20 protein-coding genes are annotated in these 24,229 nt (G+C 35.6%); 1 reads left to right on the plus strand and 19 read right to left on the minus strand.

The features are described 5' to 3' along the window. The 9 genes from paaD to EG358_RS18395 form a co-directional block, all read right to left on the minus strand. Positions 1–465, minus strand: coding sequence for a 1,2-phenylacetyl-CoA epoxidase subunit PaaD (gene paaD, locus EG358_RS18355; protein WP_076560099.1), 465 nt, complete (start codon positions 463–465; stop codon positions 1–3). Positions 466–530: 65 nt separating this feature from the next. Next, the gene (locus EG358_RS18360) at positions 531–1,058 is read right to left on the minus strand and encodes a hypothetical protein (RefSeq protein WP_076560101.1); all 528 of its coding nucleotides are present in this window, start codon (positions 1,056–1,058) and stop codon (positions 531–533) included. A gap of 37 nt (positions 1,059–1,095) precedes the next feature. Then, complete coding sequence (paaC, locus tag EG358_RS18365; protein ID WP_076560103.1) at positions 1,096–1,845, minus strand: 1,2-phenylacetyl-CoA epoxidase subunit PaaC; 750 nt, start codon at positions 1,843–1,845, stop codon at positions 1,096–1,098. A 72-nt stretch (positions 1,846–1,917) separates the two neighbouring features. Further along, complete coding sequence (gene paaB, locus EG358_RS18370; protein WP_076560105.1) at positions 1,918–2,199, minus strand: 1,2-phenylacetyl-CoA epoxidase subunit PaaB; 282 nt, start codon at positions 2,197–2,199, stop codon at positions 1,918–1,920. A gap of 107 nt (positions 2,200–2,306) precedes the next feature. Further along, positions 2,307–3,245, minus strand: coding sequence for a 1,2-phenylacetyl-CoA epoxidase subunit PaaA (gene paaA, locus EG358_RS18375; RefSeq protein WP_076560107.1), 939 nt, complete (start codon positions 3,243–3,245; stop codon positions 2,307–2,309). Positions 3,246–3,332: 87 nt separating this feature from the next. Continuing rightward, the gene (locus tag EG358_RS18380) at positions 3,333–4,418 is read right to left on the minus strand and encodes a 2Fe-2S iron-sulfur cluster-binding protein (protein ID WP_076560109.1); all 1,086 of its coding nucleotides are present in this window, start codon (positions 4,416–4,418) and stop codon (positions 3,333–3,335) included. Further along, positions 4,415–5,734 (minus strand): phenylacetate--CoA ligase family protein, encoded by a 1,320-nt coding sequence (locus EG358_RS18385; protein WP_076560112.1) that lies wholly within the window; start codon positions 5,732–5,734, stop codon positions 4,415–4,417. The genes EG358_RS18380 and EG358_RS18385 overlap by 4 nt, the downstream gene beginning before the upstream one ends. A gap of 275 nt (positions 5,735–6,009) precedes the next feature. Next, on the minus strand, positions 6,010–7,338 hold the full coding sequence (locus EG358_RS18390) for a carboxylesterase family protein (protein WP_083677023.1): 1,329 nt from the start codon (positions 7,336–7,338) through the stop codon (positions 6,010–6,012). A 74-nt stretch (positions 7,339–7,412) separates the two neighbouring features. Beyond that, positions 7,413–8,315 carry a helix-turn-helix domain-containing protein gene (locus EG358_RS18395; RefSeq protein ID WP_076560114.1) on the minus strand — a complete coding sequence of 301 codons (903 nt, stop codon included), beginning with the start codon at positions 8,313–8,315 and terminating at the stop codon, positions 7,413–7,415. 168 nt (positions 8,316–8,483) lie between these two features. Between EG358_RS18395 and EG358_RS18400 the strand changes: the two genes are divergently transcribed. Beyond that, positions 8,484–9,536 carry an NAD(P)-dependent alcohol dehydrogenase gene (locus tag EG358_RS18400; protein ID WP_083677024.1) on the plus strand — a complete coding sequence of 351 codons (1,053 nt, stop codon included), beginning with the start codon at positions 8,484–8,486 and terminating at the stop codon, positions 9,534–9,536. A gap of 204 nt (positions 9,537–9,740) precedes the next feature. Here the strand turns inward: EG358_RS18400 and EG358_RS18405 are convergent, their stop codons facing one another. The 10 genes from EG358_RS18405 to rpoB form a co-directional block, all read right to left on the minus strand. Continuing rightward, positions 9,741–11,018 (minus strand): alkaline phosphatase family protein, encoded by a 1,278-nt coding sequence (locus EG358_RS18405; protein ID WP_076560115.1) that lies wholly within the window; start codon positions 11,016–11,018, stop codon positions 9,741–9,743. A 208-nt stretch (positions 11,019–11,226) separates the two neighbouring features. After that, complete coding sequence (locus EG358_RS18410) at positions 11,227–12,012, minus strand: T9SS type A sorting domain-containing protein (protein WP_083677025.1); 786 nt, start codon at positions 12,010–12,012, stop codon at positions 11,227–11,229. 2 nt (positions 12,013–12,014) lie between these two features. Continuing rightward, entirely contained in the window at positions 12,015–12,542 is a 528-nt protein-coding gene (locus EG358_RS18415) for an ankyrin repeat domain-containing protein (protein WP_076560119.1), read from the minus strand. Then, complete coding sequence (locus EG358_RS18420; RefSeq protein ID WP_076560120.1) at positions 12,542–13,084, minus strand: YceI family protein; 543 nt, start codon at positions 13,082–13,084, stop codon at positions 12,542–12,544. Before EG358_RS18420 ends, EG358_RS18415 begins: the two co-directional genes overlap by 1 nt. Before the next feature lie 10 nt (positions 13,085–13,094). After that, positions 13,095–13,445, minus strand: a complete 351-nt coding sequence (locus EG358_RS18425) for a cytochrome c family protein (protein ID WP_076560122.1) — start codon at positions 13,443–13,445, stop codon at positions 13,095–13,097. A gap of 2 nt (positions 13,446–13,447) precedes the next feature. Then, entirely contained in the window at positions 13,448–14,293 is an 846-nt protein-coding gene (locus tag EG358_RS18430) for a DUF5777 family beta-barrel protein (RefSeq protein ID WP_076560124.1), read from the minus strand. A 128-nt stretch (positions 14,294–14,421) separates the two neighbouring features. Beyond that, on the minus strand, positions 14,422–15,066 hold the full coding sequence (locus EG358_RS18435) for a Crp/Fnr family transcriptional regulator (RefSeq protein ID WP_076560470.1): 645 nt from the start codon (positions 15,064–15,066) through the stop codon (positions 14,422–14,424). Between the two features lie 134 nt (positions 15,067–15,200). Continuing rightward, positions 15,201–15,509 carry a DUF3467 domain-containing protein gene (locus EG358_RS18440; RefSeq protein ID WP_066676059.1) on the minus strand — a complete coding sequence of 103 codons (309 nt, stop codon included), beginning with the start codon at positions 15,507–15,509 and terminating at the stop codon, positions 15,201–15,203. Positions 15,510–15,594: 85 nt separating this feature from the next. Further along, the gene (gene rpoC / locus EG358_RS18445; protein WP_076560125.1) at positions 15,595–19,860 is read right to left on the minus strand and encodes a DNA-directed RNA polymerase subunit beta'; all 4,266 of its coding nucleotides are present in this window, start codon (positions 19,858–19,860) and stop codon (positions 15,595–15,597) included. An 84-nt stretch (positions 19,861–19,944) separates the two neighbouring features. Then, entirely contained in the window at positions 19,945–23,766 is a 3,822-nt protein-coding gene (gene rpoB / locus EG358_RS18450) for a DNA-directed RNA polymerase subunit beta (RefSeq protein WP_076560127.1), read from the minus strand. Positions 23,767–24,229 lie beyond the last annotated feature (463 nt).

Raw genomic sequence — 24,229 nt, forward strand, 5'->3', positions numbered from 1 at the left:
CTAGTGGCATTTAAAATAATCAAAAGGCTCTAAACAGTCTAAGCATTGATACGAAGCCTTACACAAAGTAGACCCAAACCTGCTTATTTGTTTTGAATTCATCGAACCACAACGAGGACATTTTTTCGGTTTCCCGATGTGATGTTCGTCGGCTCCTTTTTCGGGAGGTGAAATTCCGTACACACGGAGTTTTTCTCTCGCTTCATCTGTCAACCAATCTGTCGTCCAAATCGGAAACATTTTGGTAACCACTTTTGCATTCCAACCGTTTTCTTTCATCAATTTGATGATGTCTTCCTCGATGGTAAACATAGCGGGACAGGCAGAATAAGTCGGCGTAATCGTTACTTCACAAGAATTATCGCTCGTAACTTTAGCTTCTCTTACAATGCCCAATTCCACGATATTGATTACCGGAATTTCCGGATCGGGAACGAGTTCTAATATTTCTAAAGGATTTTTCAATCTTTTCTAATGTGAAAGTTTATATTAATCTTACTACTAAAGATTACTAATTTTAAAAGTGCAATTCAAAAAATAGAATCCCAAATTTTATTCTGTTTTAAAATTAAATCCTCAATATTTATTTTTTGATATAATTCATTATAAATCTCAAATTTCTCAAACCAAATTTTCATCTCAATATCTTCATTAAGATCCTCTTGAAATAATTCAATTGAATCGTGGTTATCATAACTCTGACATTTTATATAATCAAAGCTGCAATTCTTAAAATTAAAATTTGACTTTTCTACGTTTATAAAATTCCATCCATAGATATCTTTATTTATAAATTTGTCAACGTAACTTGAAATTTCATTTGGCGTAATTTTTTTTACTTTTATAATATTTCCTGCTTTCTCAGAATATTTTGCAACAAATCTAAAAACATTTTCAAACTTAAAATTTGTAATATTTGGAGTTTCATTGTCACTTTCTCTTAAAAGATCGAATTTGCAGCATATATAATTTTCGATTTCATTAAACTCAATATTAATTATTGCCGCTTCATTAAGAATTGTATTCAAACCCTCTTTGATCTCTTTTGATATAACCATTTTAATAAATTATTTCAAACCTCACAAGCCGGTAAAACTACCACGTACATCCCGGATACGCTCTCTGCATATACTGCAATTCACAAAGCATAAATCCGAAATATTCGGTGTGGTATCCTGTTCTTGATTTTGGCTGCATGAAATGATCTGTCGGATATTCTAATCCAAAATCTGCAAAATCTTTTTCTGTGATCGAGATAAACTGATTGTACAATTCATCAACATTCGGAGTGATATTTAAAGCAATTAAATCATCTTCTCCTTCTACTTTTGCAAATAAGCCTTTTGTGTACTCCCAAACATTTTCGATGGCTTTTACCAAACGATTTTTACTTTCATCAGTTCCCTGAGCGAAAATTTTCATCCAAGATGCAGCGTGAGTATAGTGGTATCTCACTTCTTTCAAAGATTTTTGAGCAAGAGCAGAAAGTTCTTCATCTGCAGAATTTGACAATGCTTCGTACATTAATTTCTGATACACAGAAAAAACATACACTTTAAGAATTGTCTGTGCATAATCTTCATTTGGAAGCTCGGTTAAATGGGCATTCAGATATTCATGTTCGTATCTTAAAAATGCCAAATCATCTTCACTTTTACCGTTATCGGCAACTCTTGAGGCATAAACGTAGAAGTTATTTGCCTGTCCAAGTTCGTCCAAAGCGATGTTTGTCAATGCAATATCTTCCTCCAAATAAGGACCTTCACCGCACCAAGCAGACAAACGCTGTCCCATGATGAAACTGTCGTCCGCTAATTTTAATAAATAATTATATAATGGGTTCATTTTTTATAGAATTTAGAAATTAGAGGTTAGAAATTAGACTAAATTCTAGAATCTAACTTCTAACTTCTTTTATTACATATTTTTTACATCGTTTGGAATATCGTAAAACGTCGGGTGCCGGTACAATTTGTCATCAGCCGGATCAAAGAAAGCTTCTTTATCAATTCCTTCTGAAGTCACAATATATTTACTTGGAACTACCCAAACAGAAGTTCCTTCTTTTCTTCTTGTATAAACGTCTCTTGCGTTCTGCAAAGCCATTTCTGCTGTTGGTGCCTGTACAATTCCAACGTGTTTGTGAGATAATCCCGGTTTAGTCTGAATAAACACTTCCCACATATCTAAATTTGTCATAAATAAAATTAATTTAACAATGTATCAGTCTAACAATTTACCAATTGAGATGCTTCGACAAGCTCAGCATGACAAATTGATTGTTACATTTTTACATTGGTATATTGTTACATTGAAATTTTTTCCTGTTTCTCTGCAAAAGCTGCAGCCGCTTCTTTCACCCAAAGGTTTTCTTGTTGCGCTTTCACTTTTGTCTGTAATCTTTTCTTGTTACAAGGTCCGTTTCCTTTTAAGATAGTCATGAATTCATCCCAAGGAAGCTCTCCGAAATCGTAATGCTGTCTTTCTTCATTCCATTTCAAATCTTTGTCTGGAATGGTTAATCCTAAGAATTCAGCCTGAGAAACCGTAACATCGATAAATCTCTGACGAAGACTGTCGTTACTTTCTCTTTTCACTCTGTAATTCATAGAGATTTTAGAGTTTGGCGAACTGTCATCATTTGGACCAAACATCATTAAAGCCGGCCACCAGAAACGATTTAACGAAGCCTGAGCCATTTCTTTCTGCTGTTTTGTTCCACGGCAAAGTGCCATCAAAATCTCATAACCTTGTCTTTGGTGGAAAGATTCTTCTTTACAGATTTTTACCATCGCTCTTGAATAAGGACCATAAGAATTTCCCATCAACATTACCTGATTCATTATTGCAGCACCATCAACCAACCAACCGATCGCACCGATATCTGCCCAGCTTAATGTAGGATAGTTGAAAATACTTGAATATTTTGCTTTTCCTTCCAACATATCTTCGTAAGTTGCGTCTCTGTCAGCTCTGATGGTTCCGTTTCCTAAAGTTTCAGTTGCAGAATACAAGTATAAACCGTGACCCGCTTCATCCTGAACTTTAGCTAAAAGAGCCATTTTTCTTCTCAATGAAGGTGCTCTGGAAATCCAGTTGGCTTCCGGCAACATTCCGACAATCTCAGAATGCGCGTGCTGTGAAATCTGACGAACCAATAGCTTTCTGTAATCATCGGGCATTACATCTTTTGGTTCTACTTTATTTTCGTCGTGTACGTATTGTACAAATTTTTCTAAATCCATAATTTTTCCAATTTAGCAATGTATCAGTCTAGCAATTTACCAATGATTGTTACACTGGTAAATTGATATATTGTTACATTAATTTAATTATACATCATAATTAAGCATCACCACATTCGTTGTCGGGTGACATTGACACGTCAGAACGTAACCTCTGGCTACCTCATCTTCGGTAAGTGCGTAGTTTTTCTCCATGAAAACTTCTCCTTCCAACACTTGCGCTTTACACGTACAACAAACTCCTCCTTTGCAGGCAAAAGGTACGGGAAGATTGTCTTTCAATGCTTTATCTAAGATACTCTCTTTTTTAGAATTAAGGTGGAACGAATATTCATCATCATCAATAATGACTGTTACCATACTTTCTAAATTGGCAATTGCCTTGAATTCATCGCTCATCTCCTCCGAATTTTCTTCGTCAGGAGCAGTGAAATATTCAAATAAAACCTGAATAGCAGGTACTTTTTTCTCTTTCTTTAAATAATCAGCGATGCCTTTTATCATCTCTGAAGGTCCACAAATGAAGAATGTTGATTCTCTAACATCGATATCTGCATATCTTTCAAATAATAAATCTAATTTTTCAGGAGAAATTCTACCTTCAAAAATCGGGTCTTCATGCTGCTCACGGCTTACTAAATAAACAACTTTCAGTCTTCCATTAAAAGTTTCGACCAATTTATCAATTTCAGCCTTTTTCATTACGTGATTCATGCTTCTGTTGCTGTAGAACAGATAAGCGTTTGAATTCGGCTCTTGGTAAAGACTTTCTTTAATATTTGACAACACCGGAGAAATTCCGCTTCCTGCCGCCAAACCAATGTAAGTTTTTACGTTTGTCGGGTGATAAGACGTATTGAAACCGCCCATCGGAGGCATCACTTCCAGGACTTCATCCATGTGAAGATGTTCGTTGAAATAACCAGAAACTTTTCCGTTTTCCAATAATTTCACCAATACTTCCAGCGTGTTGCTTTTTTCACTTGGAGCATTGCAGATAGAATAAGAACGCCTTTCTTCGTTTCCGTCGATCATCATTCGGAAGTTAAGATACTGCCCCTGCTTGAATCTGAATTTATCTTTCAGTTCCTCAGGAATTTCAACGGCTACATTCACTGCATCGTCGGTATCTTTCTGAACCCTTACCGTTTTTAATTTATAAAATGAATTCATTTTGTTTTTAGTATTCTATTAATTTTTCCACCTTCGCACTTAGGCAAACTGTCTTGAGCATGAATTTTCACTTTCGTGGTGATTCCTACTCGTTTTTTTATTTCGTTTTCTATACTTTTTCCAAAGTTTCCGACAAAAATAGCATAATCATCGGTATTAATTTCAATTTGTTTGGCTTTCACAAATTCATCATCAATTTCCAAATCTATATCAAGGGCAACACACATTTGCTCTTTCTCAATCGGTGTTAAATAATAATTCGGAACCACACCTTCTACATGAGAAAATGCTTCTTCAATCTGACTTGGATATACATTTACGCCTCTTACAATCAACATATCATCAGCTCTTCCAAGAATTGGTTTCATTTTAACCATGGTTCTTTTTGAGTTTTCTTCATAATAAAGACTCGTGATATCATTCGTCCAATATCGTAAAAGTGGCATTGCTTTTTTAGTTAAAGTTGTGATTACTAAAACTCCTTCTTCCCCGAAAGGAACCGGCTGTTTTGTGATCGGATCTAAAATTTCAGGATAAAAATGATCTTCCCAAATGTAAGAACCTCCTTTCTCTTCAAAATCTTCCATCGAAACTCCGGGTCCGATAATTTCGCTTAAACCATAAATATTGGTTGCATGAACGCCTAATCTTTCTTCAATATGATGTCTGATAATCTCCGTCCACGGTTCTGAACCTAAAACGGCATATTTTAAACTGATTTCGTCTGCTGAGATCCCTCTTTTCGCAAATTCATCAGCGATTGTTAAAGCGTAAGACGGCGAACAACAAATAACTTCAGGTTTAAAATCTATAATTAAATCAACCTGTCTCGTTGTCATTCCTCCTGAAATTGGAAGAACGCTCATCCCTAATTTTTCTGCTCCGTAATGAAGTCCAAGTCCGCCAGTGAAAATTCCATATCCATAGGCGTTGTGTAACTGCATTCCCGGTTTTGCTCCGGCTGCATTCAACGATCTTGCTACCACTTCACTGAATAAATCAACATCTTCTTTTGTATATCCTACAACCGTCGGTTTTCCTGTTGTTCCGCTTGAACAATGAATTCTTTGTAATTCATCTTTCGGAACAGTAAATAATCCGAACGGATAATTGTCTCTTAAATCCTGTTTGTAAGTAATCGGAAGCTTTGTAATATCTTCAATTGTCCTTATTTCCTCAGTTGATATTCCTAATTCATCAAATTTTCTTGTATAAAAATCTGATTTCTCTTCAAGATATACAACCAAATTCTTCAATCTCTCGGACTGAAGAGCTCTCAATTCATTAAGACTTAGATATTCAACATCAAACTCCATTACTAACTAACATTTGTTAGGTGTAAATTTAAAAAGAATTTGGAACATGACAAAATTTTTATGATTTTCGTCATATTTTGAATGATTCTAAATTACTTGAGGCTGAGGTTGAGACAAATGTTTGCGTCGAACTTATCATTCAGAATGAACGAAGTCTTTTGAAGAATCTCGTGATAAAAGGTTGAGATTCTTCGTTCGTCAGAATGACAAAAAAGCTGCATAAAGAGTGTTTACAAAGTTTGTTTTTATGAATGAAATGAAGTTTAGTGGAAAAATTAAACTTTATAAATTTCAAGAATTTCCGGTCTTTCTGAATCATCTGAAATCTTTCCGTATTGAGCAAATTCGGTCCAGAGCTTTCTTAATTTTCTTCCGTTTTCATCAATGTATTTCCAAGGAATATTTTTTAAAATTCCGGAAGACTTCCATGCAGATTCGTTTCCGAAAATGAGAGGTAAATCAATTGCATGTGCTCCTAAAAAATGATTGGCTATTTTCAAACGGGGATGAATTCTGAACAAATAAACATTTCCTCCGTTTTGCGCATAGTTTTCAGCAAAGTCTTTTGCGGGTTTTCCATAAATAATTTCCGTAGTCGTGCGAATTGCTCTGTTCAAAATTTTTGCAGGAAAATATTTATTTATAATATCGGAAGTTTTCAGATAAAAAGAAGTTTCTTCATCATTCAAACCAATTAGAACATCTACTTCTTTTGCTTTGTGTCTCCATCTTTCTTCTGCTTCACCTTCATTACACAAAGGCGGAAAACCATATTGTGTTCCGAAAGGCATTGCAGCTTTTAATCCGTATTTTAGAAAAGAAGGCGTACAATTTTTATAGTTTTCAATAATTTCCAGAGCATCAGATTTTTCGTTAAAAATTTGAGTGTTTTTTAGAAATTCAGCTGACATTTTTTGCCGGTTTTTTCTTAAACCTAAAGGAGCACTGTGAATAATCACTCTTTTAAATAAACCTTCAGTTCCTTCTGAAATCATAAGATGAGCAATTGCATCGCCACCAGAAGACTGCCCAAAAAGAGTGATATTTTCTGAATCTCCACCAAAATATTCTATATTATTTTTAATCCATTTCAAAGCTTCGATTAAATCAAACAAACCTAAATTGGCTGGTTTTTCTTCGTTACCTCCCAAAAATCCGAAAATTCCTAAACGGTAAGAAATGGTAACGATGATGATGTTTTGGTCTTTTACCCAATCTGTAGGATCTGCTGTTGGAAGATCACCACAACCTATTTCGTACGAACCTCCATGAATCCATACAATGACAGAAAGTTCTTCGTTTTCATTAAAATTTTCAGGGCGAAAAATGGAAATATATTGGGGAGATTCATCCACTTCAAAATCATCTAAATTGGTTTTACCAATCATTTTTTCAAGAAGTGGGCTGATATTTTGCGGACAAACGGGAGTTTTTTCAGGAAAAATAATTTCCGAATCTGAAGGCTGTACAGCAATTGGCTTTTTGAATCTTTCAGAATACGCATAGCGAATGTTTTTAGCTTTTAATATTCCGTTTTCTCTAAAAGCTAAAATTTTTCCAAAAGGTGCCCGAAAAGCATATGTATTATTTCGATTTGCCGTCATCGTTTTCGCAATAGACTTTAAATTTATTTATAATTACAATTTACAAACTTTTGTTAAAAAAACTAATCACAAATTTAATTCAGAGCTTTAAACTCGCTTGGAGAAACCCCTACTTTACTTTTGAATAATCTTGTGAAATGCTGTGGATATTTGAATCCTAAATCATAAGAGATTTCACTGATAGATTTTGATGCATCAAAAATCTGATCTTTTGCTACATCGATCAGCTTATTATGAATAAATTCCTGAGCAGAAATTCCGAGCTCTTTTTTTATCAGATCCCCAAAATAGTTCGCTGAAAGATTAAGTTGTTCTGCGAAATAATTAACCATTGGAAACCCTAGATTTTTAGGCTTATCAGATTTCAAATAATCATCCAAAGATTTCTCAAACTTGCCTATAAAATTCTGATTAATGTGATCTCTTGTAATAAATTGGCGGTCGTAGAAGCGCATGCAGTAATTCAGAAACAGTTCAATATTATTAACAATTAATGATTTACTATGTTTATCAATGGCTTGCTCAAGTTCTAGTTTTATATTTTTAAAACATTCTAAAATAATCTCTCTTTCTTTTTCTGAAAGATGCAACGCTTCATGAACATCGTAAGAAAAGAAATTGTACTCTCTGATATTTTTTCCCAAATTGGTTCCTTTCAATAAATCGGGATGAAAAATTAAGGCAAAACCTGCAGGCTGAATATAAGCTCCTGCATTATAAATTCCGTAAGTCTGTCCGGGAGCGATGAAAACTAAAGTTCCTTCCTGATAATCATAGCTGTGTTTTCCGTACTGCATATCGCCACACATTACGTCTTTCAGAAAAACAGTGTAAAAACCAAAGGTTCTTTTGAACTGACAAATAGGATCAGATTTTGAAAAATCTACCACACTCACCAAAGGATGCATCGTTTCCTGATTCACCATTTTATTGTATTCTGAAACGCTGTTGTATATTTCAACTTCCTGATCTTCCATGAAGTAAATTTTTATTCAAAATTACCAATTTCCTGCCTACAATTTTCAATGTAAGTAAAATTGGTAAATGATTCTGTAATTTATATAAGTACTTTTACATTAAATCTATCGAATTTTGTAAATAGAAAACAGAAATATTATAATTAATTTAAAACTTAAAAAAAATATATGGACACATTCACAGTAAAAGCTTTTGGAGCAGAATCTAAAACTGCCGATTTAGCAGAAATGAATATTGAAAGAAGAGAAGTGACAGCGAATGATATAGAAATTGAAATTCTATATTGCGGCGTTTGCCACTCTGATCTTCACACCGCAAGAAACGATTGGGGCGGAACTAAATATCCATCAGTTCCCGGTCATGAAATTGTAGGAAAAATTACAAAAGTAGGAAGCGATGTTTCTAAATTTAAAGTGGGTGATCTTGCAGGAGTGGGCTGTATTGTAGATTCTTGCGGACATTGCAACAGCTGCAAACATGATCTGGAACAATATTGCGAAAACGGATTTATCGGAACATACAACGGAAAAGATGAGCATTTGGGAGGCCATACTTTTGGTGGATATTCTCAAAAAGTAGTGGTAGATGCAGGACATGTTTTAAAAATTCCGGCAAATCTGGATTTGGCTGCAGTTGCACCGCTTCTTTGTGCAGGAATTACCACTTGGTCGCCTTTAAGACACTGGAATGTTGGTTCTGATTCTAAAGTTGCCGTTGTCGGTTTGGGCGGATTAGGGCATATGGCAATTAAGCTAGCGAAAGGATTGGGAGCGGAAGTAACTTTATTCTCAAGAACTCCGGGAAAAACTGAAGATGCAAAAAAATTGGGTGCAGATCACGTCATTATTTCGACTGATGAAGAGCAGATGAATTCTGTAAAAGGAAAGTTTGATTTAATTATCGACACGGTTCCTTACGATCATGATGTAAACCCTTATATTTCAACTTTGACCATAAACGGGACTCATGTTTTGGTAGGTTTTATCGGTAAAATGGAAGACAGCCTGTTTACTCCACCAATGATTATGGGAAGAAAATCGGTTGCCGGTTCTGTGATCGGAGGTATTGCTGAAACTCAGGAAATGCTTGATTTCTGCGGTGAGCACAATATTGTTTCTGAAATTGAAGTTATCAAAATGCAAGACATCAATGAAGCGTATGAAAGAATGCTGAAAAGCGATGTAAGATACCGTTTTGTGATTGATATGCAATCTTTGTAATCTCCTCAGATTTAATTATAAATTAAGACTCTTCATTTTTGGAGAGTCTTTTTTGTTTTACAAAAGTTTAATTCATAATTTCTTTTGTTTGACTATTGCAAAATACAGTTTCGGCTAGCTTTTGCCTCGCCGAAATCTTATTATAATTGTTTTTTGATAGGGTTTCGCCCTATCCTTTTCTAAGTCGTCCTTTCAGGACTTATATTATTTCTTTACTATTTTTTTCAACACTTTTATTTTTCCGTCAATAGGCTTAATGATTTTTAAACCTAAAATCTCAGCAACCAAAGGATAAACGTTGATGTTTTCAAATTGATCAATAACCAAATTATTTTTAAATTCTGAACCCCAAGCGAAGAATGTAGCATTCATTTCAGGAACAATTCTAGGGTTGTAACCATGTTTGCCTACCGAAGTTCTTTTATCTCTTTCTAAAAATATTTTTGGAGCTTTTGGGATTAATAAAATTTGTCCTATTCTATTATATCGGTCATCTTTCGTAGCAAAATGAAGATATTTTGGTAGTTTCTTATCCAGATAAACTTCGTAGTCATCTGTTTTATTGATTTTTAATTCTTTATACACCTTTTTAACCTCATCAGAGTTTTTCACATAAACCCTCAATAAGGTCTGAGAATTGTAATAATCGAATCTTTTTTTATCAAAAAGCATTGCAGGAATTTCGAGTGGATTTCCGCCATCAACTTTTATCATTCCGTGATCGGAAACGAAGATGAAATTTACATTTTTTAAATCTAAATGATTTACTTTCTGAACCAAATTTCCTATTGCTTCATCAATTAAGTGAACTGCTATTTCAGTTTCTTTGGCTTCGGGACCAAAATGATGGCCCGCTCCGTCGACTTCAGGAAAGTATAAGGAGATAAAGTGCGGTCTTTTATCTTCAGGTAGTTTCAGCCAGTTAATTACTTTACCTACTTTTTCTGAAGGTGTAAATTTTTCGTGATAAGGATAATAATACGTTGGCCTCATTCCACCTGCATTACTTGCCGAACCTACCCATTGCAAAGAAGCACTGATTGTTCCTTGCTTTTCTGCCAAACTCCACAGCGGAGTTCCACCGTACCATGATCCATCTTCAGCATTTTGGCGATTGCTCATTGCATATGCTTCTTTACGTTGATAATCGTAGAAAAAATTATCAATCAAACCGTGATGAGAAGGATATAATCCTGTAATTAATGTCCAGTGATTTGGAAAAGTAATACTCGGATAGCTTGGAGTCATTGCTTTTGCACGGATACCTTCACCTGAATATTTTAAAAGATTTTTAGCATTGTACTTTTTAGCATAATCATATCTGAAACCGTCTGCAGAAATCATAATAACATAGGGCTTCTGCATCGCTTCTGCATTATTAAAACGATTAGGAATAACAATTTGGGCCGTGTCAACTGTTCCTGCCTGAGCAAATATTGTTAGTGATAAAGTGAGCATTAAAAATGCCAATACTTTTTTCATTTTATTTTTTTTGCAAAGGTAGCCTCAGTAAATTTCACAAAAAAGTTTCGTACGTTAAAAAAACATTAAGAGCCGGTTTAATCTCATCAAAAAAATTACCCCTAAATGGAGTAATTTTGATAAGATTTTTCGAGCCATCCCTAATCCTAAAGGGCGGAAAAATGTCTTTATATTTTAAATAATAAAGCCACTTTTCAGTGGCTTCAATTTATTCTTTAATTAACTGTTGATACGAAGTAGAACCGTCTTTTAAAGTGATTTCAAAATAATAATTGCCCGATTTTAAATCAGCTACACTGATGTTTTCACCGTCAACTTTTACTGTTTTTACTTTTCTGCCTGTAGTTTCGTAAATATCAACAGATCTTATTTTATCAGCATTTTTGAAATATACTTTTTCCTTCGCAGGATTAGGATACATTTTAATCGCTTTGCTTTCAGCTTCCAGCTCGCTTATACCCAAAATTGAAAATGTTCCGCTTGTAACAGCTGTATTGGCAGACCCTCCATGTGGTGCTATAGCTAAGTCTGCTGCACCTGTAATAACACATTTGGTAGTAATACTGCCTGCCGAAGCATAATTAAACTGATAATCGTTAACCCCGTCTCCTGTTGTCATATTACGCTCATAAGCCATTGAAACTATACCACCAGAAACTACGGGAGCGCTTACTACAGTCCAGTCTTGAGTGTCTGTGTTGTATACTCCGATGCCTCCCAGATTTCTGTCGGAAAAGCCTGCGCTGCTATACGTCAAAGCATCTGTAGGAGCACCAGACATCCCAGAGTTGGCTGCACTTCTGAATGTAAATCCAAACCATCTGTCAGAAGGTCCTGTTAAATCCAGTCTCACTTTATTTGTCGTATTATTTAAGGTAATATTAGCGGTTATAGATCTTGTGCCAACCGTGCATGTCATCACTCCTGTAGATTTTTGCTGTGAAGAAGCCAAAAACCCCATAGTTAATAGTAAAGAAAATAATGTTTTTTTCATCTTTAATTTTTTAATAAGTTAATAATTTCGATATTTTTAGTAAATACGGCATATTCGAATGCTGTTTTACCTTGTTTATCTGCCAAATTTTTATTGGCTTTGTTTTTTAATAGTGTTTCTACGAGATCTTTATCCTGAAGCTGAACAGCATATATCAAAGGAGTAGTGCCTTTGGTATCTGCAAGATTTGGATTGGCTCCATTTGCCAATAATTTTTGAGTGAGTTCTTTGTTATTTTTAAAAACCGCTGCCGTAAGCGCTGAACCTTGATCACTACCGTAATTAATATCCTTTACTTTTGCCATCAAAAATTCTGCAACAGGAGTATTTCCTCTGTAGCAAGCGAGGATTAGCGGAGAAAATCCGTTTTCGTTGGTTTGATTAATAACATCGGGATTCTGCTTCATCAGCTCTTTTGCTTCTGCAACAGTTCCGCTTCTGGCAATATCAAAAATAGATTTTGCTTTTTCCTGAGCCGACATTACGGTAAAACTCAATATGAAACTTAGGATAAAAAATATTTTTGTCATTATTTTGATAGTATATAATTGTATTCAACATTTACATTTTCTGCTACTTTTTTAGTAACCATTTTAGGAATGGTCACCTTATAATCTGCGGGTTTTGCAACGAAATTTCCTTGCATATAAATTTTGCCCTCTTTAGAATAAATTACAGCACTTGAACTCAGTGCTTTATCTACTCCGTGAAAATTTAAAGTGCCCTGAACTGTGTACTTCTTTGGCGATGCCGTCAATTTTGTTTTATCAAAGTTCACAATCTTACCTTTAAAGGTTGTTTTGGGATATTTTGCAGATTCGGCATAGCTTTCATTAAAATGTTCTTCCATTAATTTAACTTTAAAACGATAATTCTTTACCGATGAAACAGAAGCAAAATCTCCTGTATCAGCATTAACAATAGCGACATTATTATCATCCTGTGCAAAAACATCTTCAAATAATGGTACTGATGCCTCAAACGTTACTTTGCCAGTTTTGGTTGTATACTTCTGAGCCGAAACAACAGATCCGAAACTTAGTATAACGATTAATAATATTAAATTTTTCATATTGTTTCTTTTAATTTTCTGTCAACCCATCGGTTTTCCATTTTGTGATGATCATAGTTTGTGATGATGATAAACTACCGCCTTGAGGCATTTTTTGAGGATCTCCGGTTGGCCGGCTAATTCTATCAATAATTTTATCAATATTATTTTTTAACTGATTATAGCCTGTCAAAGGTTGAAATGAAGCTGAACCACCCGGCGAATGACAACTTACACAGTTGGCATCAATAATAGGTTTTACATCTTTGTTGTAGGTTACCAGCTCTGCAATAGGAGTTTTGTCTGAAATCTCTTCGTAGGTTCTGCTTTCACAAGCAATTGATACCACTGCAAGTGAAACGATGTAGATTATTTTTTTCATACCTAAAAAACTCTATAAAGATTAAACCCAAAAAAAATCTGCCCCTTTTCCCATTTTCCTGAAGCGTTTGTGAGATAACCAATATCTGAATTCAATTGTGAATTGGTAAATAAAAGCTGAAACACATGTCCGCCGGTTTCTATATCCATCCCTAAAGAGAGTGGATTTTTATAAAAACTGTGATTATCAAAATTCACAAAATACTCGGCGTTAATTGATATTCTTTTCGAAATTTTATAACGACCGCCCAAACCTGCAAGAAATTGATTTTTATCTTCAATCATCGGCTCATAAAGGTTTTTGTGAACGTAAGAAGGTGTTAACTGTAAGGAAAAATTTTCGTTAAACCTTCTCGAAATCAATGCCTGAGTAAGATAAGAAAGTCGGTCTCCAAATTGAAGATGCGGATAATTATCTTTGCTGAGGTCTGTATTCACCGCCATAACATTATATCCTACAATATCAACCGGGAAATTTTCACTTTGCTTGATTAATTTATATTTCGCAGCGCCTTCAAAAGTTTTGAGATTAGTTTCTCGCGAAAGACTCAATGAGATATTATCTGTAACACCATAGATTACTCCTAATTTCGTAGAAGCATCATCTAACCCGAAAAAGTCTTTGAAGCCTTTGCTTACATCTCCAAAACGATGCGCGATAACAATGTACCATTCATTTTTTGCAGACAATTTTGTAGACTGACCTGTAACAATCTGAAGCGCCTTAAATGCTGGTGGTGAATTTTCTGTATTGTTTGTCTGAATGGTGTCAATATCTTTCAAAAGGTCTTCCTGAGCAAAGGCAAAACCTGAAATAAATATTGACAAAAAAAGGAAAGTTTTTGTCATACGCACAAATGTTTAATTCGTATGACAAACTTATCAACTTATGATGCTAAAATTTGGTGATAAAAGTCACCGAGTGAGTTATTTTAATCAATCAATGTGTTAAATTTATTTAATAAGATGACTTAGTTTCATTTGACACCCTCATTTACAAGTATTTTTATTCCTTCTTTAGTCTGGATAATTTCGCCTTCATTTTCTACTTTTTTCAGAACCCTGCTGACCACTTCTCTTGAAGTCCCCAAATTGTTAGCAATTTCTTTGTGAGTAAGTTTAATAGGATTGTTTCCGGTAATTAAGATCTGCTGTTTAATATAGCTTAAAATTCTTTTATCAAGCTTATGAAATACCGCCTCATTGACCATATTCATGACATCTGAAAACCTTTTGTCGTATTCGTGGTAAAAAAGCCTGTTGATTTGAGGATATTTGATGAGCCAGTCGAGAACGACAGAAACCGGAACTAATATCACTTCTGAGTCTTCTTCCGAAACAGCGTATATTTTGCTGATACAGTCTGAGAATATTGACGAAAATGTCATCAGACAGCTGTCATTGGGTCGTATATAATAATAAATGAGTTCTCTTCCGTCGTTTAAGGCATATACTTTTATAGAACCTTTTACTAAAAATGGTACATATTTATTCTTTTGTCCTTCTCTGATAATTTCGGTTTTAGCTTTCACTTCTGTTACCACAGCATGCTTCTGAAGCTCTACCGAAAAATCATTACCTAAGTAGCCAAATTTATTTAATATAAACTCATTATTTATCATGTCATTTTTATCATATCCTAAACCAAAGATATACAATTGGATGATTCGGATTGAATTTTTGTGTAAATATTTATATAAATGACAAAAAAAATACCCCAACTTCCGTTGAGGTATTTTATATAGTAAGATAAATCTTAAGCGTTAACGTTGTTTCCTCCTAATACGAAAGGCTCAACTTCTTTGATTTCTCCGAATTGTTGCTCGTAGTTTGTGATGTTTTGCTGAAGTGCAGCTAAAACTCTCTTAGCGTGAAGTGGAGCCAAGATTACTCTTGATCTCACGTTAGCCTGCTGTACACCCGGCATTAACTGGATGAAATCTACTACAAACTCAGATGGAGAGTGGTTTACTAACGCAAGGTTACAGTAAACTCCTGAAGCTACCATCTCGTTAAGTTGGATGTTGATGTTGTTTGGATCGTTGTTTTGATTTTGATTGTCCATTGTATAAGTTATATTTTTAAATATGAAATTTGAGATTGTGAAAGTATAAAAATAATTTCAAACCTCAAATTTCAAATCATTAATTTTAATTAAGGTCTTCGAATTCTTTCTTAGAACCTACGATTACATTCTGATACTCTTTAAGACCTGTACCTGCAGGAATTCTATGTCCTACAATTACATTTTCTTTAAGACCATTCAAGCTGTCTACTTTACCAGCAACTGCTGCTTCGTTTAGAACTTTAGTTGTTTCCTGGAACGATGCTGCAGACATGAACGACTTAGTCTGTAGAGCTGCTCTTGTAATCCCTTGCAATACCGGCGTAGCCGTTGCAGGAAGTGCTTCTCTTACTTCAACTAAAGCCTGATCTTCACGCTTCAACTTAGAGTTTTCGTCTCTTAGTTCTCTTGCAGTAATCATCTGTCCTGGCTTGAATTCTTTAGAATCACCAGCTTCTGTAACTACTTTAAGACCAAACACTCTGTTGTTTTCCATTAAGAAATCGTATTTGTGCTCAAGAGCAGCTTCAAGGAACTGAGTATCACCTCCATCAACGATTGATACTTTTGTCATCATCTGTCTTACGATGATTTCGAAGTGCTTATCGTCGATTTTTACCCCTTGTAGACGGTAAACTTCCTGAATTTCATTTACTAAATATTCCTGAACCGCAGTTGGCCCTTTGATCTTCAAGATATCGTCTGGAGTAACTGAACCGTCAGAAAGTGGCGAACCAGCTCTTACAAAGTCATTCTCCTGTACTAAGATCTGGTTTGATAATTTAACTAAATAAATTTTTCTCTCACCAGTTTTAGCCTCAACGATCAATTCTCGGTTACCTCTCTTGATTTTTCCGTAAGAAACTACCCCATCGATCTCTGTAACAACCGCCGGGTTTGAAGGGTTTCTTGCTTCGAATAATTCTGTAACTCTCGGAAGACCTCCGGTGATATCCCCTGTTTTAGCAGCTTTTCTTGGGATTTTGATTAAGACTTTACCAGCCTTAATTTTTTCACCATCGTTTACCATTAAGTGGGCTCCTACCGGTAAGTTGTAACCTTTTTGTTCAACACCTTTAGAATCTACTACTTTTAATGTAGGTACGGCTTTCTTATTTCTAGATTCAGAGATTACTTTCTCCTCAAATCCTGTCTGTTCGTCAATCTCCAATTGGAATGAAATACCCTGAATAATATCTTCGTATTCTACTTTACCAGCATTTTCTGCAATGATTACCGCGTTATAAGGATCCCATTTTGCAATGGTATCTCCTTTTTTCACTTTATCACCAGGTTTTACCAATAACTGAGAACCGTAAGGTACGTTGGCAATCATCAATGGAGTTCTAGATTCGTTATCAGCAACCAATCTAAATTCTGTTGTACGAGATACTACTACTTCAGCAGTGTTTCCGTTTTCATCTTCAGAAGTAATTGTTCTTACCTCATCCAATTCTACGATACCATCTCTTCTTGCAGTAATTGAAGGGTTTTCTGATACGTTTGTAGATACACCCCCTTGGTGGAAGGTTCTCAATGTTAACTGAGTTCCCGGTTCCCCAATTGATTGTGCAGCAATAACACCTACTGCTTCACCCATATGAATTGGTTTACCTGTCGCTAAGTTTCTACCGTAACATTTAGCACAGATTCCTTTTTTGGTTTCACATGTTAATGGTGAACGAACCTCAACTGCTTCAAGACCTATTTCTTCGATTCTTTTAGCTAAAGCTTCATTAATGATCTGATCTGCAGGAGCGATTAACTCATCAGTTTCAGGATCATAGATATTGTGTAAAGAAACTCTACCTAAGATTCTTTCAGAGATTCTTTCAACGATCTCATCATTTTTCTTAAGTGCAGTAACTTCTGTACCTCTTAATGTTCCACAATCGTTTTCTGTAACGATAACGTCTTGTGCAACGTCTACCAATCTTCTCGTTAAGTAACCCGCATCGGCAGTCTTAAGAGCGGTATCCGCAAGACCTTTACGAGCACCGTGAGTAGAGATAAAGTATTCTAAGATGGAAAGACCTTCTTTAAAGTTTGCAAGAATCGGATTTTCGATAATTTCCGCACCGGTAGAACCAGCTTTCTGCGGTTTTGCCATCAAACCTCTCATCCCTGATAACTGACGGATCTGTTCCTTAGAACCCCTCGCACCAGAATCAAGCATCATATATACAGAATTGAATCCACCTTGGTCAACTTTCATTCTGCTCATGATCATCTCAGTTAATCCAGCGTTTGTGTTTGTCCAAACGTCGATTACCTGGTTATAACGTTCTGTATCTGTAATTAGACCCATGTTATAGTTGGCTCTAATTTCGTCAACTGTTTCAATTGAAGTAGCGATCATTTTCTTTTTCTCAACAGGAACAACGATGTCACCTAATGAGAACGAAAGACCTCCTTTGAATGCGTTTGAATACCCTAAGTCCTTCATTGCATCCAAGAACTTCACAGTAGTAGGGAAATCTGTATCAGCAAGTACTCTACCGATAATATTTCTTAATGATTTCTTTGTAAGAAGCTCATTAATATATCCTGACTGCTTAGGAACGATTTGGTTGAATAAGATTCTACCTACAGAAGTTTCAGTTAATTTCGTAGTGATTTCACCGTTTTCTTTAATAGGAAGTCTACATCTTACTTTAGCGTTCAATGAAACTCTACCTTCAGCATAAGCGATTTCCGCTTCTTCCGGAGAATAGAATGCAAGACCTTCTCCCAAAACTTTCATATCTTCTGTAGAGCTCAATTCTTTGGTCATGAAATAAAGACCAAGAACCATGTCTTGAGAAGGTACCGTAATTGGAGAACCGTTTGCAGGGTTCAAAATATTCTGAGAACCTAACATCAATAACTGAGCTTCAAGGATTGCTTCAGGCCCTAATGGTAAATGTACCGCCATCTGGTCACCATCGAAATCGGCGTTGAATGCTGTTGTTACTAACGGGTGTAGTTGGATTGCCTTACCTTCGATCATCTTAGGTTGGAAAGCCTGAATACCCAGTCTGTGAAGGGTAGGTGCTCTGTTCAATAGAACAGGGTGACCTTTCATCACGTTTTCTAAGATATCATAAACTACAGGTTCTTTTCTGTCAATAATTCTCTTTGCAGATTTTACTGTTTTTACAATCCCTCTTTCGATCAGTTTTCTGATGATAAACGGTTTGTAAAGCTCAGCAGCCATATCTTTAGGAATACCACATTCGTGAAGTTGTAAGTTTGGACCTACAACAATTACCGAACGAGCCGAGTAATCTACCCTTTTCCCTAGTAAGTTCTGACGGAAACGACCTTGCTTACCTTTCAATGAATCTGAAAGTGATTTCAATGGTCTGTTTGATTCTGATTTTACTGCTGAAGATTTTCTTGTATTATCGAATAATGAATCTACAGATTCCTGAAGCATACGCTTCTCGTTTCTCAAGATTACTTCCGGAGCTTTGATCTCCAATAATCTCTTCAAACGGTTATTTCTGATAATAACTCTTCTGTAAAGGTCATTTAAGTCAGAAGTAGCGAAACGTCCTCCATCCAATGGAACTAATGGTCTTAGTTCTGGTGGTATTACAGGAAGTACACGCATAATCATCCACTCCGGTCTGTTGATCATTCTAGTATTAGCACCTCTCAATGCTTCTACAACGTTCAATCTTTTCAGAGCTTCAGTTCTTCTTTGCTTAGAACCTTCGTTGTGAGCTTTGTGTCTCAAATCGAAAGACAATGCATCAAGATCGATTCTTTTTAATAGCTCCTCAACAGCTTCAGCACCCATTTTAGCGATGAATTTGTTTGGATCTGAATCGTCAAGATATTGGTTTTCTACAGGAAGAGTTTCCATGATATCAAGGTATTCTTCTTCTGTAAGGAATTCCATATGATCAAAATCAGCACCGTCTAATTTCTTAGCGATACCTTGCTGAATTACCACATATCTTTCGTAATAAATAATCATATCCAATTTCTTGGAAGGAATACCCAAAAGGTAACCGATTTTGTTTGGTAAAGAACGGAAATACCAGATGTGAGCGATAGGAACTACCAAATTGATATGCCCGATTCTCTCTCTACGTACTTTTTTCTCCGTAACCTCTACACCACAACGGTCACAAACGATCCCCTTGTAACGAATTCTCTTGTATTTACCACAAGCACATTCGTAATCCTTGATAGGACCGAAGATTTTTTCACAGAACAAACCGTCTCTTTCAGGTTTGTGCGTTCTGTAGTTAATAGTTTCCGGCTTAAGAACCTCCCCTCTTGAGTCCTGTAAAATAGACTCCGGAGAAGCTAAACCGATGGTTATTTTATTAAATCTACTTGATTTATTTTTATTTGACATTTGTTAGATTTTAAATTTTAGATTTCAGATTTTAGATTAATTTTTGAATGTTGCCATTCAACATTTATAATTTAAAATTTAAAATTATTCCTCTAGTCTTACGTCTAATCCAAGACCTTGTAACTCGTGAAGTAGTACGTTGAATGATTCAGGAATACCTGGTTCAGGCATTGCTTCACCTTTCGCAATCGCTTCATAAGTTTTTGCTCTACCAATCACGTCATCTGACTTCACAGTAAGGATCTCTCTCAAGATATTTGATGCTCCAAATGCTTCAAGAGCCCAAACCTCCATCTCTCCGAATCTCTGTCCACCAAACTGAGCTTTACCTCCTAATGGCTGCTGAGTAATCAATGAGTAAGGTCCGATAGAACGTGCGTGCATTTTGTCATCTACCATGTGCCCAAGTTTCAACATATAGATAATACCTACCGTTGCAGCCTGAGTAAATCTTTCTCCGGTACCACCATCATAAAGGTGAGTGTGACCAAATTTAGGAACTCCTGCTTTCTCAGTATACTCTGTAATCTGATCTAGCGTTGCCCCATCAAAGATTGGCGTAGCGAACGTCATACCCAATTTCTGACCAGCCCATCCAAGAACTGTTTCATAAATCTGACCGATGTTCATACGAGAAGGTACCCCAAGTGGATTCAATACGATATCTACTGGTGTTCCGTCTTCCAGGAATGGCATATCTTCTTCACGAACGATTCTCGAAACGATACCTTTGTTACCGTGACGACCCGCCATTTTATCTCCAACGTTTAGTTTACGTTTTTTAGCGATATATACTTTAGCCAACTTCATGATACCAGCTGGAAGCTCATCTCCGATAGAAATTGCGAATTTCTCACGGTTTTTAACTCCTTGAATATCGTTGAATTTGATTTTGTAGTTGTGAATCAATTGTTTAATCAATTCATTCTTATCGTTGTCAACCGTCCAATCTGCACCGCTTACGTTAACGTAATCTTCTACTGATGTTAATAATTTATGAGTAAATTTCATACCCTTACCGATGATTTCTTCATCTAAGTCGTTGGTAACTCCCTGAGAAGTTTTACCGCTAACAAGAGTATTTAATTTTTCAATTAAACTATTTCTCAACTCGTCAAACTTAGTCTTGTAAGTGTTTTCAATCTCTTCAAGTTTAAGTTTTTCTTCAGTTCTTTTCTTTTTATCTTTAATGTTTCTAGAGAACAATTTCTTGTTGATCACAACACCTCTTAATGAAGAATCTGCTTTCAATGAAGCATCTTTCACATCACCAGCTTTGTCACCAAAGATTGCTCTAAGAAGCTTCTCTTCAGGAGTAGGGTCAGATTCACCTTTTGGAGTAATCTTACCGATCATGATATCACCAGGCTTCACTTCAGCACCGATTCTGATCATTCCGTTCTCATCAAGATCTTTTGTAGCTTCTTCAGAAACGTTAGGAATATCTGCTGTCAATTCTTCCATACCTAATTTGGTATCACGAACTTCAAGAGAATATTCATCTACGTGAATAGAAGTAAACCAGTCTTCACGTACCACTTTTTCGTTGATTACGATCGCATCCTCAAAGTTGTAACCCTTCCAAGGCATGAACGCAACGACTAAGTTTCTACCCAAAGCCAATTCTCCTTTTTCAGTAGCATAACCATCGCAAAGTACCTGTCCTTTTACCACTGTTTCACCTACTCTTACGTTTGGTCTTAGGGTAATTGTAGTACTCTGGTTAGTTTTTCTAAACTTAGTAAGGTTATATGTTTTCGTAGCAGATTCGAATGATACTAAATCTTCGTCTTCGCTTCTTTCATATTTAATAGTAATCTTATCAGCATCAACGTATTCTACAGTACCTGTACCTTCAGCATTGATCAAGATTCTAGAATCTTTCGCAACTTGCTGTTCCAGACCTGTACCTACGATTGGAGCTTGTGGCTTCAACAAAGGAACTGCCTGACGCATCATGTTTGATCCCATCAATGCACGGTTCGCATCATCATGCTCCAAGAATGGAATTAATGAAGCTGAAATACCAGAAATCTGGTTTGGTGCAACGTCGATCAAGTTAACTTCAGAAGGCTCAACTACAGGATAATCACCGTCTAGACGAGCAATAATTCTGTCTGTGATAAATGTACCGTTGTCATTCAATTCTACGTTTGCCTGAGCAATTACTTTATCTTCTTCGTCTTCCGCATTTAGATAAATAGGATCTGCATTTAAATCTACAGTACCGTCATTTACTTTTCTATATGGAGTTTCGATGAAACCTAATGTATTGATTTTGGCATAAATACCTAGAGATGAAATCAAACCAATGTTTGGTCCTTCAGGAGTTTCGATAGGACAGATTCTACCATAGTGAGTATGGTGAACGTCACGTACCTCGAAACCTGCTCTTTCTCTTGATAAACCACCAGGTCCTAGGGCAGAAAGTCTACGCTTGTGCGTGATTTCTGACAATGGGTTGGTTTGGTCCATAAACTGAGAAAGCTGGTTGGTACCAAAGAATGAGTTAATAACTGATGTTAAAGTTTTCGCATTAACAAGGTCAAGAGGAGTAAATATCTCGTTATCTCTAACGTTCATTCTTTCCTTAATTGTTCTTGCAATTCTAGAAAGACCTACACCGAACTGTCCTGCTAATTGCTCACCAACAGTTTTAATTCTTCTGTTTGATAAGTGGTCAATATCATCAACCTCCGCTTTAGAGTTTACCAATTCGATCAAGTGTCTTACAATCGCAATGATATCTTCTTTTGTAAGAACCTCAGTAGTTGTAGGAATGTTTAGACCTAACTTTTTGTTTAGTCTGTAACGTCCTACTTCACCAAGTGAATATCTTTGCTCAGAGAAGAATAATTTTTCGATAATTCCTCTTGCAGTTTCCTCATCTGGTGGATCTGCATTTCTTAACTGACGGTAAATATATTCTACCGCTTCTTTTTCAGAGTTGGTAGGGTCTTTTTGTAAAGTATTCTGGATGATAGAGAATTCGTTTGAATTTTCTTTGTGAATCAAGATAGATTTCACACCAGCATCCAAAATAAGATCTAAATGTTCTTTTTCAAGAATAGTTTCTCTGTCTAAGATGATTTCGTTTCTTTCAATAGAAACTACTTCACCAGTATCTTCGTCTACGAAATCTTCGAACCAAGTGTTCAATACTCTCGCAGCCAAAGTTCTACCTTCTACTTTTTTAAGAGCAGCTTTAGAAACTTTTACTTCTTCTGCAAGGTCAAAGATCTGAAGAATGTCTTTATCAGATTCGAAACCGATCGCTCTTAATAACGTTGTTAAAGGTAATTTTTTCTTACGGTCGATATACGCGTACATTACGCTGTTGATATCGGTCGTAAATTCCATCCAAGATCCTTTGAAAGGAATAATTCTTGAATAGTACAATTTTGTTCCGTTTGCGTGGTAAGTCTGTCCGAAGAATACACCAGGTGAACGGTGAAGTTGCGTAACGATAACTCTTTCTGCTCCGTTGATAATGAAAGAACCACTGTCTGTCATATAAGGAACCGGACCTAAATATACATCTTGTACAACAGTCTGAAAATCTTCATGTTCAGGGTCTGTACAGTATAATTTAAGTCTAGCTTTTAGAGGAACTGAATACGTTAAACCTCTTTCCACACATTCATTGATTGAATAACGTGGAGAATCTACCAAATAATCTAAGAATTCCAATACAAATTGGTTTCTAGAATCGGTAATTGGAAAGTTTTCTTGGAAGGTTTTGTGCAAACCTTCTTTCTTTCTGTCCTCAGGAAGTGTGTCTAGCTGGAAAAAATCTTTAAATGACTCTAGCTGGATATCTAAGAAATCCGGAGTAATGATTTTTCCTTTAGCCGAAGAGAAATTAATTCTCTCAACTCCCCTAGTTGTTGATGTTGTTTTACTCATAAAACTTTTAAGAAAGGGTTAAAAAATATTTTGTTTTTATTCAAAAATATCAGAAAAAGAAAGGTAAAAGGCAAAAGTAACAAGGAAGAAGTGTTTTTGGCGCTCACGAAAGACCTTGGCTCTTACTACTTTATAAATGTCTCTTTCTAACTGCAACACTGGTATATCTTTTCACAGTGTAATGCAAAATATTTTTATTTTTTTTCTAATGGCAAAAAAGCGTAAACAGTAAAAATACAGAATACCCTTCCAAATTAATGAAAGAGCTGATTTTCAATATTTTACCGTATTATGTTTAATTTTTAGCGCCAAAAGAGACTGCAAATATACGGATTATTAATTTCATAAACAATAAAAAAGCACTAATAATGAGTTGGTTATCTAAACTGAAATTTATTCATTCCAACACCATAACAATAAATGTTTTTCTGCAAAATACTTTAAACATTGTCAACGATAATTT

The sequence above is a fragment of the Chryseobacterium indoltheticum genome, assembly GCF_003815915.1.
Classification (GTDB): Bacteria; Bacteroidota; Bacteroidia; order Flavobacteriales; family Weeksellaceae; genus Chryseobacterium; species Chryseobacterium indoltheticum.